Here is a 13,252-nt window from a genome sequence, read left to right as displayed (position 1 = left end):
GTATGGCCACCGTCGGGGCGCCCGGCGGGTGCGGTACGTGCGAGCCTCTTCGGCGGTCCGGGTCAGGATGCCTTTGACGAGCGCCGGCGCGTTCGCGGCGGCTCGGCGGTGCCCAGCGCATCCATCGCGCGGACCAGCTGCGGGTAGGCGATCGCCGGCCCGATCCAGCGGGTGAGATAGCGCCGCAGATCGGCTCCGCTGCGCGGCGGCCGCCCGGGGTCGGTGAGGAAGGAATGCAGGACCCGCAACGAGAATTCGTTCAGCTCGTCCAGGCCCGCCTCGTCGAAACCGTAATGCTCCCAATCGATGTCGTAGCGATGCAGCATCGACCGACCGAATGCCAACGCGGTATCGGAGATGATCGACACCTTCTGGCCACCGCGATGGCGCTGGTTGAGGACGAATTCGACCTGATTGTCCGAGGCCAGCTCCTCGACGGCGAAGGCCATCCCCTCCGTGATGGCCACGACCGGGTCGGTAACGCCTTCGAGATGGGCCGCCATGCGATCGAGGAAGCCGTCGGCCGAACGCATCGCGGACGCCACCAACAACGCCTGGGTTCCGGGGAAATAGCGATAGACGGTCTGGCGGGTGACGCCCAGCGCCCGCGCCACGTCGGCGATCCGCAACGCTGAACCGCGTTCGTCGATGATCCTGTCGGCGGCGTCGAGGATGCGCTCGATGGCCTCCGTATCGGAAGCCGGAGTATTTCCTGCCCAACCGTGACTGCGCATGATTACCGAACGGCAAACCGGTAGGCGGTGATCCCCACAGCTGGATCATAGCGTCCGTCGCGGCGCCGCCGTTGCTGGCTAACCATCGCGTCGCGGACCGAGAACGCGGCCAGACACTATGCCCAGTATGTATGATCACTGTGGATCCAGCAGGCAGGGCGCCCGGCAGAAAGGCCGACCGATGCAGTACGACACCGTGATCACCAACGGGCGCTGGTTCGACGGGACCGGAGGACCTTCGGCGCTGCGGGACATCGGGGTACGTGACGGCCGCGTCGTCACCATCGCCGAGGGGCCACTCGACACGACCGGCGCCGACGTCATCGACGCGACGGGCCAATGGGTGATCCCCGGCATCATCGACATCCACACCCACTATGATGTCGAAATCCTTTGCGCGCCTGACCTTTCCGAATCGCTGCGGCATGGTGTGACGACCGTGATGCTGGGATCGTGTTCGCTGTCCACCGTGTACCTGAACAGCGTTGACGCCGGAGACATCTTCGGCCGGGTCGAAGCCATCCCCAGGCGCTACGTCATCGAGCACCTCGACGCGGCGCGGTCGTGGACCAATCCCAGGGAGTATGTGGCCGAACTCGAACGCCTCAACCTGGGTCCGAACCTCGCGGCCTTCATCGGCCACTCCGATCTGCGCGCGGCGACGATGGGTCTGGATCGGGCGACGCGCAAGGACGTCCGGCCGTCCGCGGCGGAACTCGCCCGCATGGAAGCGATGCTGAACGATGCGCTCGATGAAGGTTTCGTCGGAATGTCCTCCCAGCAACTGCTGTTCGACAAACTCGACGGCGAAGTCTGCCGGTCGCGCACGCTGCCGTCGACGTACGCGTCACCGCGCGAGCTGCGCCGCCTGAACGCGATTCTGCGGCGGCGCGACAAGATCTTGCAGTCCGGCCCGGACATCAAGAATCCGCTGTCGGTGCTCTCGCAGCTGCTGACGTCGCTCGGGTTCCGCCGGCCCCGGCTGAAGACCAGCCTGTTGTCGGCGGCCGACATCAAGGCCATCCCGTTCGTCATTCACGTCATGGACCGGCTCGCCCGCGTCGTCAACGCCCTCGGCGGCAACTTCCGCTGGCAGCATCTGCCGGTGCCGTTCGAGGTCTACGCCGACGGGATCTCGTTGGTGGTGTTCGAGGAGTTCGGCTCCGGTGCGGCGGCGCTGCACCTGCAGACCGAGATCGAGCGCAATCAGCTCATGCGTGACGAGGAGTATCGGCGCAAGTTCCGCAAGGACTACGACAGCAAGTTCGGGCCACGGGTCTGGCACCGCGACTTCTTCGACGCCGAAATCGTGGCCTGCCCCGATGAATCCGTCATCGGCAAATCGTTCGGGCAGGTCGGCGTGGAGCGCGGCGGGCTGCACCCGGTCGACGCCTTCCTCGACTTGGTCGTCGAACACGGCGAGAAGCTGCGCTGGCGCACCACGATCTCCAACCACCGCCCCGAGGTCCTCAAGAAGATGGCCCAGAGCCCGACCATCCAGATGGGGTTCTCCGACGCGGGCGCGCACCTACGCAACATGGCGTTCTACAACTCCGGACTGCGCCTGCTGCGACACGCGCACGACGCCGAGAAGTCCGGCAGGCCGTTCATCTCGATGGAGCACGCCGTGCACCGGCTGACCGGCGAGCTCGGGGAGTGGTACGGCATCGACGCCGGGACGCTGCGCGAGGGTGACCGCGCCGACATCGTCGTCATCGATCCCGACAAGCTCGACGACTCCCTCGACCGCTACGCCGAGCATCCCGTCGAGTCCTACGGCGGGCTGTCGCGGATGGTCAACCGCAACGACGAGACCGTCACGGCCGTGCTGGTGTCGGGGAAGCTCGCGTTCGCTGCGGGCAAGGCCGCGCCGGCGCTGGGCAAGGAACGATTCGGTCAGTTCCTGCGGGCGGGCCGCCCCTCCCGAAAGCTCGCCGCCACCGGCTAACGGATAAGCTTGCGCGGCAAGGGCTTTCACGCCACCGAGGCGCCCAGGATCAGGTTGACGGCCTCGTCGAGCTGGCCGGCTACCTCGGCGAAGCTGATGAACCGGGCGGTCATCAGCGCCCCCGAAAAGGTCATCTGCAGCGTGGATTTCACCGCACGCGGCCAACCCGGGCCCAACGCGGCGCCGATCCGCCGGGACACCTCCTCGCCGATCTGTTCCCGCAGCGGCGTGACCGCCGGATCGTCGGCCATCAGCGCCGCGCCGCACGCGGCGGTCAACTCCGGCTCATCGGCGACCACCACCGCCATGTCCCGCAAGGTGGCGCTGACCCGGGTTTTGGTCGTCTCGTTGACGTCGGTGTGCAGCGGCAGGTCGCGCAGGAAGCGCAGGTACACCGCGGCGACCAGCGCGCTCTTCGACGGGAAGTAGGTGTAGGCGCTCGCCGGTGACACCCCTGCGCGAGTCGCCACGGCCCGCATCGTCAGGTTCGCGTACGACGATTCCCGCAACTCCTCCAACCCGGCATCGAGTACCTTGCGAATCGTCTGGCCCGGACGGCGATCCGACCGGCGGGCCGCACCGGCGGCGGTTCCGGCGACAACCGCCGGGAACGACGCCTCTTTGGACACTCGTCCAGTGTAGGAAGGCGGCCCGCCGCCAACAACTTCCATTCCTCGCGGTCGTCTTCGCCGCGCGATTCCAATAGCAGACAGCTGTCCAGAAGAAGCGGGTCCTAGAGTGTCGCGTATGGGCGAATCGGACCGGCATCGCTGGGACGAGCGGTACGCGGCGAAGGCGCCGCCGACGCTGGATTCGGTTGCGCCGCCCGATGTTTTCGCGCGCCACGCGCAGGAGTTTCCCACCGCCGGCACCGCGCTCGACCTGGCCTGCGGGCAGGGAATCGGCTCGGTCTGGCTGGCGTTGCGCGGCCTGGACGTGGTGGGGCTGGACATCTCCCCGGTGGCGATCGCCCACGCGCGGGATTTGGCTCAGCGTGCCTCGGTGGCCGGCCGCTGTCGCTTCGACGTCGCCGATTTCGACGGCGGCCTGCCGGCGGGTGCGCCCGTCGACGTCGTCCTCTGCTGCAAGTTCCGGGACCGTCGCCTCGACCGTGCGATCATCGAGCGCCTGGTGCCCGGTGGGCTGCTGGCGATCGCCGTGCTCAGCGAGGTGGGGGCGCCACCGGGGCCGTTTCGCGCGGCGCCGGGCGAGCTAACCGCCGCGTTCGCTCAACTGGAAGCGGTCGCCGCCGGTGAAGGAGGCGGTCAGGCCTGGCTGCTGGCGCGAGCCTGACCGCCAGAAGGCGGACTATCCGGCGCTGCCTTGTGCGCGGCTCGAGCGGCGACGATCCAGTCGCCGTGTCGGTGTGGCGTTGCGGTGCGATATCGCCGGTTCGGCGGGGGAACTGGCCTTGGGTGACCGGGCGTTGCCCCGTCGCCGCCGGTTACCGCCGGTGTTCTGGCGATGCTGGCGCGCGGGAACGTTGGCGGGCGCCGGGGCCTGGTAGGGGGCGACCTCACCCACGAGCACCTGGACCGCATCCGACGTCGCGGTCACCTGCTGAGGAGCGACCTTGATGCCGGCCTTGCGCAGCAACACCTGCGTATCTTGGCGCTGCTCGGGTAGCACCACGGTGACGACGTCACCGGCGCTTCCCGCCCGCGCGGTGCGTCCCGACCGATGCAGGTAGGACTTGTGCTCGCTCGGCGGGTCGATGTGCACGACGAGTTCGACCTCGTCGACGTGCACACCGCGCGCGGCGATATCGGTCGCCACCAGCACGCGGGCGCGACCGGAGGCAAACATGGCCAGGTTGCGCTCGCGCGCGGGCTGAGACAGGTTGCCATGCAGGTCGACCGACGGAACGCCGGACTCGGTGAGCTGCTTGGCGAGCTTGCGGGCTTGATGCTTGGTGCGCATGAACAGGATCCGACGCCCGGTGCCGGAAGCGAGCCGGTGCACCAGGTCCTTCTTGGCCGCAGCGTTGGCCACGTGGAACACGTGATGGGTCATTTGCGCCACCGGTGAGTCGGCCCCGTCGACGGAGTGCAACACCTCGTTCTGGAGGAACCGGGTGACGAGCTTGTCGACGCCATTGTCCAGGGTCGCCGAGAACATCATTCGTTGGCCGCCGTTCGGGGTCGCGGCCAGGATCCGGGTGACGCCGGGCAGGAAACCGAGGTCGGCCATGTGATCCGCCTCGTCGATCACGGTGATCTCGATCGCCTCGAGGCTGATCACACGTTGCTTCATCAGGTCCTCGAGCCGGCCGGGGCAGGCGACGACGATGTCGACACCGGATTTGAGCGCGGACACCTGACGGCTCTGCGATACCCCGCCGAAGATCGTGGTGACCCGCAGGCCGCAGGCCGCCGCCAACGGCTCGAGCGTCGCGGTGATCTGCGTTGCGAGCTCGCGGGTGGGCGCGAGAACCAACCCCGATGGTCGTGCGGGGCGCCGGTTTCCGGGGGAGAGGCGGCTGACGAGGGGGATCGAGAATGCGAGAGTCTTTCCGCTGCCGGTTTTCCCGCGGCCGAGGACATCTCGGCCGGCGAGTGTGTCGGGCAGGGTTTCCACCTGAATCGGAAAGGGGTGTGTTATGCCGCGCGCTGTGAGCGCGCTGACGATGTTTTTGCCCACGCCGAGTTCGGCGAAAGTCTTGTCGGTAGTCACTTTTCGGTGCCTTTCAGGCATCGGTGGTGCCGTGTCGGAGACGAGAGGTCACGCGGGCATCGGCACGAGGATGGCGAGATTGCCGGGTGGCAAAATCGATCGCCGCGAGACAAGCTAGTGCACGATGCACGCTCATCTAGGTGTCAAGCGCGATCTTCTTCGCTGGGCACCAGGGGGATGAGGAAGCGTTCCACGACGGTGTTGGCATGCAGTGTTATGAAGCCAACGTTGTCGCCAGCGTAGCGCATCGCCGACCGAAGCCCCTCATCAGCCGCGAAAAGCAAGGGTTGTTGTGCTGGAGCTCACTATTTGCGATGACGTCGCTCAGGATTCCAACCTGGCCCGCACGGCGGTCAGCCTTGCCTCGAGTTCGGATTCGTCGATGACGCCGCGCGCGACGAGCGAGTGGGCCAGCGCAACCAGCCGGTTCTCCGGGTAGGGCAGTTCGGCGTAGACGGTCGCCGACAGCGTGTCCTCATCCTCCCGCCGCTCGGCGAACCCGAGGGCCTCTGCGCCGCAACGGCTTTGGTCGATCGCATCGCAAATCCCGTCGAGACTCGTCTGCCAGGGCGGTACCGGGTTGTCGACCCCGTACTTCGCGGTCATACGACTCCAGATCTGGTTGCGCTCAACGATTTTCGTCAGCGGCGCGACCGTGGATTCCGCGATCGGGCGAGGGTTGTGCGCGGTGCTCATCTGTGCCTCAGGGCGCTGCGGGATGGACGGCGGCTCGGGTCTGGGTGACGGCGTTGGTTGTCACCCCCGGCTTGGGCAGCGCGACACCGATCAGGCAGTCGCGCGTGACGATCTCGGCGAGTTGGTCTTCGGTCCAGCCCTGCGTTCCGTCGGGACGGACGGGCATCACCATGAACCGGTGCTTCTGGTTGGAGTCTTCCACCCGGATCTCGACGTCCTCCGGAAGGATCAGGCCGAACTCCGCGAGCACCTGGCGGGGCCAGCGGACGATGCGGCGGCGATAGTTGGGCGTCCGATACCACTCGGGCGAATTGCCCAGAATCGGCCGCGGATAACACGAACACAGCGTGCAGACGATCACATGGTGTAGCGTCGGGGTGTCTTCGAGCACGTGGAGGGCCGTGAAGTCACTCGGGGTCCCGAATCCGGTCGGTTCCAGCCAGTCGACGCCCACCTCCTTGCTGGCGGCAAGCGGATCCGAGCGAACCAGCTCCTTGTAGTCGGGATCGAGCCAGGCCCGCGCCACCAGGCGCGCCGCGGGCGTCGGGCCGATCTGTTCGGCGAACTCGGTGAAGCGGCGATGATCCTCCGCGGTGAAAAGCCCCTTCTCGATGCACAATTCGCGGAGCGCGATCTCGAGGACTTCGAAGTCGGTGATTTCATCCACCATGGGCGCGGCGGTGCGCTCGTGATCGTGTTCGTCAGCGCTCATGCCGTAGTCCTTTCTCGAACTCGGATCCCGTGGCTAGGCCGATTCCAGCCATCGTTCCGGGATCTCGGTCTGCAGGGTGTCGTTGCCGGGACCGGTATAGCCGTGCCACAGCTCGGAGAGGTTGAACCGGACGATGTAGAACCACTCGGGCCGTTGGTCCGCGCCGTCCCACGTCTCGTCCTCGGCGGCGGGGCTTTCATAGGACACGACCGCGATCTCGCCAGTCGCGCCGCGCACATATTCCTGGGTGCGGGTGTAGAGCAGCACGGGGAGATCGCGCACCACGACCTTGTCACCGACACCGAACTTCGGTGCGCCGGCCTGCCCGGCGTACACCTGTGGGTCACCCTTGCCCGCGGCGTGGATATGGTGCCGATTGCGGTTGACGGGTGCGGGATCGCCTTCGAACTTCGGCATGGCCGCCAAGGGCTTTCCGCTCGGGCCGTCCGCGTAGCGCGCCTTGACCTCGGCCATTCGTTCGGCCAATTCGGTCAGACCGATGTGGTGCTTTTCGGCGAGCACGCGTGCGACCGCCAGCAGCCACCGCCCGTAATAGGGAAGGCCGAGATAAATGGTGCGGCCGAGATCGACGTTGCCCATCCGGCGCCGTTCCTCGGACAGCCAGATGCCGCGCCAGCCGAGCACCTCGCACATGACATAGGTGTTGTGCTCCCAGATCTCGTACTCCTTGTTCTCGAACTCGATCGGGGCGTCCGGCTCGCCGCCGACGTCGTGCGGGGTCTTGACGTAGGCGGCGAATCGCTCGTGGTCGATGAGATCCGGCGTGGGAGCGTCCGGAAGTTCGGGGTAGGCGGATTTGAGCCGGGCCACGAGGTCCAGCTGCTGCACCCGTTCGAGAGGAGTCGCCATCTCAGCCCCATCCGTCGGCACTGCGCACCCACTACAGCTCACTCCTCGCGCCGCGGTCGCGCAACCGCCAAATCACCGGTGCGCGGGATGCGGAAGGGTATGGTCCGACCATGGAGCGGCGCGAGCTCGAAGCGGTCATCTATGAACGCGAACCGCCAATTGCGCGGATCATCCTCAACCGAGCGGACAAGGCCAACACCAAAGACGCGATCCTGGTCACCGAGGTCGACGACTGCCTGCACGAGGCCGACCGCGACAAGGACATCAAGGTCGTCATCCTCAAAGCCAACGGCAAGGGATTCTGCGGTGGGCACGTGGCGCGTTGGGGCCCGGACGAAAACCCGTACCCGGATTTCGGCGAGACGTTCGAGGACCTTTACAAGGGCACCGCCGACCTGTTCCTGTGGCCGACGTTGTACCTGTGGGAATTCCCCAAGCCGACCATCTCGCAGATCCATGGCTATTGCATGGGCGGGGGAATCTATCTCGGCTTGCTGACCGACTTTTGCGTGGCCTCCGAGGACGCGTATTTCCAGATGCCCCTTGCCCAAAGCCTCGGCGAGCCCGGCGGGCACACCATGATCGAGCCGTGGCTGCTGATGAACTGGCACCGCACCATGGACTGGCTGCTGCTGGCGCCGACCCTCTCCGCGCAGCAGGCCCTGGACTGGGGTCTGCTGAACCGGGTGGTGCCGCGCGATCAGCTCGAGGACACCGTCGAGGAGATGGCGCGCAGGATCGCCCAAATCCCGTTGACCACACTGATGGCCGTCAAGAACAACGTGAAGCGCGCGTGGGAATTGATGGGCATGCGGGTGCACCTGCAGGTCAGTCACATCCTGACGAACATGGTCGGCGCCGCGTCCGATGTGCAGGCGCGGCGGGCCGAGCTCATGCAGTCGGGCCTGAAGCCGCGTGAATTCGTCGACCGCGACGACGACGAGTCCCCGCCAACGTGACGACAGTGTCACGTTCGGCGGCGAGCGTGACGACAGTGTCACGTTCGGCGGGAATGCCCGCCTGACGGGTCCTTTCGCCGTTACTTGCCGGCGGCGTGGCGGGCGGCGACGTAACCGAACACCATCGAGCTGGCGATGCTCGCCCCGGCACCCGGGTAGGTCCGGCCCATCACGGTCGCCGTGGTGTTGCCGGTGGCGTACAAGCCCTCGATCACCCGGTCCTGCTGGTCGAGGACCTGCGCGTGCTCGTTGGTGAGCACGCCCCCGCACGTTCCTACGTCGGCCGGGAGCACCCGGGTCGCGTAGTACGGCGCGGTGTCGAGCGGCCCGATGGCGGCGTTCGGCCGGTACCCCGGATCGCCGAGGCAGTCGTTATAGGCGGACTGGCCGCGGCCGAAGTCGGGATCCAGACCCTTGGCCGCGTACCGGTTGAACCGCTGGATCGTGCGGGCCAATTCGTCTGCGGGAAGGTCGATCTCGCCGGCGAGCTCTCCAATCGTCTCGGCCCGTTTCACGGCGCCGGACTCGATCAGCTCCGGCGGCAACGCCTGGTTCCGCTTGAGCGGGTTGGCGCTGGTGACGTATCTGCGGACGTATCCGTTGTCGAAGATCATCCAGCAGGGCACGGCCTTGTTGGCGTACATCGCTTTGCCGACCTCGACGTAGGAGTTCGATTCGTTGCAGAACCGCCGGCCGCTCGAGTCCACGTAGATGGCGCCGGGCCGCTGGCGGCCCGATCCGAGCGAGGCGGCCACGGCCCCACCGTTGGCGATGAAAACCGAAGGCAGCCACCACGCTTCGTCCAGCAGATCGGTCTTGGCGCCCAGGCGCATCGCCGCCTCGAGCACCTCGCCGGTGTCACCGGCGTTGGCGATCGACCACTGCCCTTCGTTGGGCTGGTCACCGCTGTACCGGCGGCGCATCTCCTTGTTGTGGCCGAATCCGCCCGCGGCCAGCAGGACTCCCTTGCGTGCCTCGACGTTCAACGGCGTGCCGTCGCGCACGACGCGCGCGCCCACCACGCGGCCGTCCTCGACGACGAGGTCCGCCATCGCGGCGTCGGTCCACAGCGGGGGATGCCCGTCGCTGAGATCCATCAGCGCCTTGAGCAGCTGAGCGATCAGCGAGGCGCCGTTGGTGAGGATCTGGCGCCGCCGGGCCCGCGCCGCGGCGGTGCGCAGGAACACCCGGGCCGCGACCGCGAACGCGCGCGGCGAGCGGTTGAAGTATTGCACCGAACGCAACTCGTTGGTCAGCACCACGTATCCGTAGTTCTTGGCCAGCGGCGGCTGCACCTTGTCGCGCCAATCACCCAACTGCGCGGCGTCGAACGGGATTCCCTCGACCGCGCGGCCGGACGCGTTGCCGCCCTTGTGGTTCGGGTAGTAGTCGCTCCAGCCCGCGCACCGGACCAATTTGACGCCCTTGCGGGTGAGGAAATTGATCATCCCGTGGCCCGCCGTGAGGAACATTTCGCGCCGCTCGGGCGAGGACGGCGCCCCGATGTCGCCGACCACGTCGGCCAGGTAGGCCAAACCGTCCTCGTGCGAGTCGGCGACGCCATCCCTGCGCATCAGTGGGTTGTTCGGCAGCCACACGATGCCCCCCGACAGGCCCGTCGAACCGCCGACCAGTGACTGCTTTTCGATGATGAGGGGCTCGAGCCCGCAGTCCAGGGCGGCCAGCCCGGCGACCATGCCACCGCCGCCGCTGCCCGCGATTAGCAGATCCACGGAGCGGTCCCACTGGGCGCTCATCGCGCCTCCACGGAGCTCGCCGTGAAGCCGAGATCGGCGATCGGCACGTCGATGGTGGTGTTGGTCTTCTGGATCGCGGGCACCAGCGCGTCGTACGGCAGGCCCGCCAGGAAACCGTCGATGACACGCTCGAAGTTGGAGATCAGTCCTTCGATCTGGTGGGACAACCGCATGAAGTCAAAGCCCTTGGAATGCAATCCTTTTTGTTGCCGCGGCAGGTTGGAGAAGTCCTGGGCGGGAATCGGCGGCCAGCGCGGGTCGTCGGGCGCCATCGGTACCGGGGGCGTCGGTTTACCGGCCGACGCGTCGTTGGGAAGCCGGGCGAGGGACCAGATCTCGAACAACGTGTCCTCGGGCCCCAGCGGCCGGATGCGGTACGACGACGCGCTGCTGTAGGTGGGCAGGATGAAGTAATGCGGGAATGCGAACCCGATCGCGTCGGTGATCCCGCGGCGGACCAGGTCGTTGAGGTCGGGCATGCCGCTGCCCCGGGCGCGATGCCAGTCGACGACGGCGTCGTTCAGCGCGCTGCGCCACGCGGCCATCGCCGCCGCCGGGTCGGACGGCAGCTCGATGTTCTGCAGGCCCTCGGCGATGCGGATGTCGTTCTCGTGCGTCATGCCCGCCATGCCGTCACCGAGGGTGCGCATGAAATACAGGCTGCTCGCCACGACCGGGTGCACCGCCGCGGCAACGTCGCCGGTCTGCGCGGACGGCAGCAACTGGGGATGGGTCTGCGGGACGTGGTAGCCCTCCATGAACGCCGCGGCGGCGAGTTTCCAATTCACCGGCAGTCGGCACGATTTCCACCACTCGACGCGCAGCGAGTCGACCTGCCAGGCGTCGTACACCGATGCGAACGGTTCCATCCAGTCACGCAGCGCCGGGGCGTCGTCGTCGAGGTTGATCCACGCGCAACCGCCCCAGAGCTCGCATCGCACCGGCACGAGTCGAAGGTCGTCGGCGGCCAGGTTCTCGTCGGCGAAGGCTTCGGGCCGCAGCACAAACGTGTTGTGGCCGTCGAGGCCCCAGCACCAGCCGTGGAAGGGGCATACGAAGGTGCGGCGGTTCCCGTTGCCCTCCACCAGCTTTACGCCGCGATGCCGGCAGGCGTTGTGGTAGGCGCGCACCGTCTGGCTGTCCACCCGCACCACGATGACGGACTCGTCGAGGATTTCGTATTCGACGTAATCGCCGGGCCGGGGGATCTCCTCCAGCCGGCACGCCATTTGCCACGTGCGGGGCCACAGCATCTCGGCTTCCAGCGCGTAGAAATCCGGGTCGTAGTAGCGCTGCTTGGGGATCCGATCGGGGGTCCGGACCGCCCACGGCACGTTCCTAGCGTTCATAGCCATCCTCGTTCACAAGATCCGCGATACCCGTCCCTGCCAGTACCGTTCGCGGATGCGCCTCTTGTAGAGCTTTCCGTTCGGGTCCCGCGGCAGCGCGCGGTCGAACTCCACGCTGCGCGGGCACTTGTAGCCGGCCAGGTGGGTCCGGCAGTAGTCGATGAGCTCGGCCTCGAGGTCCGGCCCGGCCACGATGCCGGCGGCCGGCTGCACGACGGCCTTGACCTCTTCGCCGAATTCCTCGTTGGGGACCCCGAACACCGCCGCGTCCAACAGCTTTGGATGCATGACGAGCAGGTTCTCCGCCTCTTGCGGATAGATGTTGACCCCGCCGGAGACGATCATGAACGTCGACCGGTCGGTGAGGTACAGGTACCCGTCTTCGTCGACGTATCCGATGTCACCGAGCGAGCGCCAGCCGCGGTCGTTGTACACCGACGCGGTCTTGGCGGGATCCTTGAAGTATTCGAAGTCCGGTCCAGCCTCGAAATAGAGTTCGCCGGATTGACCGACGGGAAGCTCCCGCCCGTCTTCGCCGACCACGTGCACCGGGGCCATCGGGATGCCCACCGAACCCGGATGGTCGAGCCACTCCCGTGGTCCGATCGTGGTGCCCGCGAATCCCTCGGTGCCGCCGTAGTATTCGTGGATGATCGGTCCGAACCACTCCATCATCCGGTGCTTGACATCGACCGGGCACGGTGCCGCCGCGTGGATGACGCACCGCAGGCTCGACACGTCGTAGCGCCGTCGCACGGCTTCGGGCAGTTTGAGCATGCGCACGAACATTGTCGGCACGAACTGGGCGTGGGTCACCCGGTGGGTCTCGATCAGCCGCAGCACGGTCTCGGCGTCGAACCTGCGCATGAGGACCGACGCGGCGCCGACGCGGTTGGCAACCATGGTGTAGTTCACCCCCGCCGCGTGATACAGCGGCGCGGGGGACAGGTACACACTCGACGGGCCCATCCCGTACTTGTGGATCAGGGCCATCTCCAGCACCGACTGCGCCCAGGATCCGTTGCCGTCCTCGGGAAGCGGCCGCCGCACCGCCTTGGGCCGTCCCGTGGTGCCCGACGAATACAGCATCTCCGAGCCATCCGACACCGGTGGCGCTTCGCCGGCCGCGGCAAGCTCGTCCTCGTAGCACTGCCAGCCGTCCGTCGAGCCCCCGACGGCGACGTGGGCGACCGGCGCGGCATTGGCGGAACGCAGGTGCGCGGCGAGTTCGGGCCTCGAGGCGTCGACAAACACCGCTTTGGCGTCGGAGTCGTCGATGACGTAGGCCACCTCGTCGGGGGTGAAGTGGGTGTTGACGGGGGTGTAGTAGAGGCCGGACAGCTGAGCACCCCAGGCGATTTCGAGGAATTCGGGCCGGTTCGGCAGGACCAGCGCGACGCCGTCGCCGCGTCGTAGCCCGGCGTCGTGCAGCAGCGCGGCGACCCGCCGGCTGCGCGCGTGCAGCTGGGCGTACGAGATCACCTCGCCGTCCGCGACGATGAGCGCCGGCGACTGCGCGGCACTGCGGGCGTGGTCGGCGATGTTCACCGCGAA

General features: G+C 67.2%; 12 protein-coding genes. 3 read left to right on the top strand and 9 right to left on the bottom strand.

Annotated features, from left to right (window positions below; translation table 11 throughout):
* Positions 1-62: 62 nt before the first annotated feature.
* Entirely contained in the window at positions 63-734 is a 672-nt protein-coding gene (locus JF781_RS17915) for a TetR/AcrR family transcriptional regulator (protein WP_225328182.1), read from the bottom strand.
* Positions 735-915: 181 nt separating this feature from the next.
* Here JF781_RS17915 and JF781_RS17910 point away from each other — a divergent pair, with 181 nt between their 5' ends.
* A complete protein-coding gene (locus tag JF781_RS17910; protein WP_225328183.1) occupies positions 916-2,682 on the top strand; it encodes an amidohydrolase family protein in 1,767 nt (588 codons plus the stop codon).
* 26 nt (positions 2,683-2,708) lie between these two features.
* Here the strand turns inward: JF781_RS17910 and JF781_RS17905 are convergent, their stop codons facing one another.
* Positions 2,709-3,311: a TetR/AcrR family transcriptional regulator gene (locus JF781_RS17905; RefSeq protein WP_014942069.1), complete on the bottom strand. Its 603-nt coding sequence runs from the start codon at positions 3,309-3,311 to the stop codon at positions 2,709-2,711.
* A gap of 118 nt (positions 3,312-3,429) precedes the next feature.
* Here JF781_RS17905 and JF781_RS17900 point away from each other — a divergent pair, with 118 nt between their 5' ends.
* Positions 3,430-3,975 carry a bifunctional 2-polyprenyl-6-hydroxyphenol methylase/3-demethylubiquinol 3-O-methyltransferase UbiG gene (locus JF781_RS17900; RefSeq protein WP_225328184.1) on the top strand — a complete coding sequence of 182 codons (546 nt, stop codon included), beginning with the start codon at positions 3,430-3,432 and terminating at the stop codon, positions 3,973-3,975.
* 15 nt (positions 3,976-3,990) lie between these two features.
* On the opposite strand, the gene JF781_RS17895 is transcribed toward JF781_RS17900, so the two are convergent.
* The 4 genes from JF781_RS17895 to JF781_RS17880 form a co-directional block, all read right to left on the bottom strand.
* Complete coding sequence (locus tag JF781_RS17895; RefSeq protein ID WP_225328185.1) at positions 3,991-5,355, bottom strand: DEAD/DEAH box helicase; 1,365 nt, start codon at positions 5,353-5,355, stop codon at positions 3,991-3,993.
* A gap of 324 nt (positions 5,356-5,679) precedes the next feature.
* Entirely contained in the window at positions 5,680-6,051 is a 372-nt protein-coding gene (locus tag JF781_RS17890; RefSeq protein ID WP_225328186.1) for a thiocyanate hydrolase, read from the bottom strand.
* A 7-nt stretch (positions 6,052-6,058) separates the two neighbouring features.
* Positions 6,059-6,763 (bottom strand): thiocyanate hydrolase subunit gamma, encoded by a 705-nt coding sequence (scnC, locus tag JF781_RS17885; protein WP_225328187.1) that lies wholly within the window; start codon positions 6,761-6,763, stop codon positions 6,059-6,061.
* A 33-nt stretch (positions 6,764-6,796) separates the two neighbouring features.
* A complete protein-coding gene (locus JF781_RS17880) occupies positions 6,797-7,633 on the bottom strand; it encodes a nitrile hydratase subunit beta (RefSeq protein ID WP_225328188.1) in 837 nt (278 codons plus the stop codon).
* A gap of 110 nt (positions 7,634-7,743) precedes the next feature.
* On the opposite strand from JF781_RS17880, the gene JF781_RS17875 reads away from it, so the two are divergent.
* Positions 7,744-8,592 carry an enoyl-CoA hydratase-related protein gene (locus JF781_RS17875; protein WP_225328189.1) on the top strand — a complete coding sequence of 283 codons (849 nt, stop codon included), beginning with the start codon at positions 7,744-7,746 and terminating at the stop codon, positions 8,590-8,592.
* 80 nt (positions 8,593-8,672) lie between these two features.
* Here JF781_RS17875 and JF781_RS17870 read toward each other — a convergent pair whose 3' ends face one another.
* The 3 genes from JF781_RS17870 to JF781_RS17860 are packed head-to-tail and all read right to left on the bottom strand — an operon-like array spanning position 8,673 to position 13,246.
* The gene (locus JF781_RS17870; protein ID WP_225328190.1) at positions 8,673-10,349 is read right to left on the bottom strand and encodes an FAD-binding protein; all 1,677 of its coding nucleotides are present in this window, start codon (positions 10,347-10,349) and stop codon (positions 8,673-8,675) included.
* Positions 10,346-11,698: a Rieske 2Fe-2S domain-containing protein gene (locus tag JF781_RS17865; RefSeq protein WP_225328191.1), complete on the bottom strand. Its 1,353-nt coding sequence runs from the start codon at positions 11,696-11,698 to the stop codon at positions 10,346-10,348. The genes JF781_RS17870 and JF781_RS17865 overlap by 4 nt, the downstream gene beginning before the upstream one ends.
* Positions 11,699-11,710: 12 nt before the next feature.
* Complete coding sequence (locus JF781_RS17860) at positions 11,711-13,246, bottom strand: acyl-CoA synthetase (RefSeq protein WP_225328192.1); 1,536 nt, start codon at positions 13,244-13,246, stop codon at positions 11,711-11,713.
* Positions 13,247-13,252: the final 6 nt, after the last annotated feature.

It is taken from the genome of Mycobacterium sp. WUMAC-067, assembly GCF_020217485.1.
Taxonomy (GTDB): domain Bacteria; phylum Actinomycetota; class Actinomycetes; order Mycobacteriales; family Mycobacteriaceae; genus Mycobacterium.
The sequence above is the reverse complement of the archived record's forward strand: the minus strand, read 5'-3'. Positions and strand labels throughout refer to the sequence as shown.

Bases quoted from the DNA above. Each gene is read 5' to 3' on its own strand.
- scnC (WP_225328187.1), bottom strand. From the start codon at position 6,763: ATGAGCGCTGACGAACACGATCACGAGCGCACCGCCGCGCCCATGGTG.
- JF781_RS17890 (WP_225328186.1), bottom strand. From the start codon at position 6,051: ATGAGCACCGCGCACAACCCTCGCCCGATCGCGGAATCCACGGTCGCG.
- JF781_RS17915 (WP_225328182.1), bottom strand. From the start codon at position 734: ATGCGCAGTCACGGTTGGGCAGGAAATACTCCGGCTTCCGATACGGAG.
- JF781_RS17910 (WP_225328183.1), top strand. From the start codon at position 916: ATGCAGTACGACACCGTGATCACCAACGGGCGCTGGTTCGACGGGACC.
- JF781_RS17865 (WP_225328191.1), bottom strand. From the start codon at position 11,698: ATGAACGCTAGGAACGTGCCGTGGGCGGTCCGGACCCCCGATCGGATC.
- JF781_RS17900 (WP_225328184.1), top strand. From the start codon at position 3,430: ATGGGCGAATCGGACCGGCATCGCTGGGACGAGCGGTACGCGGCGAAG.
- JF781_RS17880 (WP_225328188.1), bottom strand. From the start codon at position 7,633: ATGGCGACTCCTCTCGAACGGGTGCAGCAGCTGGACCTCGTGGCCCGG.
- JF781_RS17870 (WP_225328190.1), bottom strand. From the start codon at position 10,349: ATGAGCGCCCAGTGGGACCGCTCCGTGGATCTGCTAATCGCGGGCAGC.
- JF781_RS17875 (WP_225328189.1), top strand. From the start codon at position 7,744: ATGGAGCGGCGCGAGCTCGAAGCGGTCATCTATGAACGCGAACCGCCA.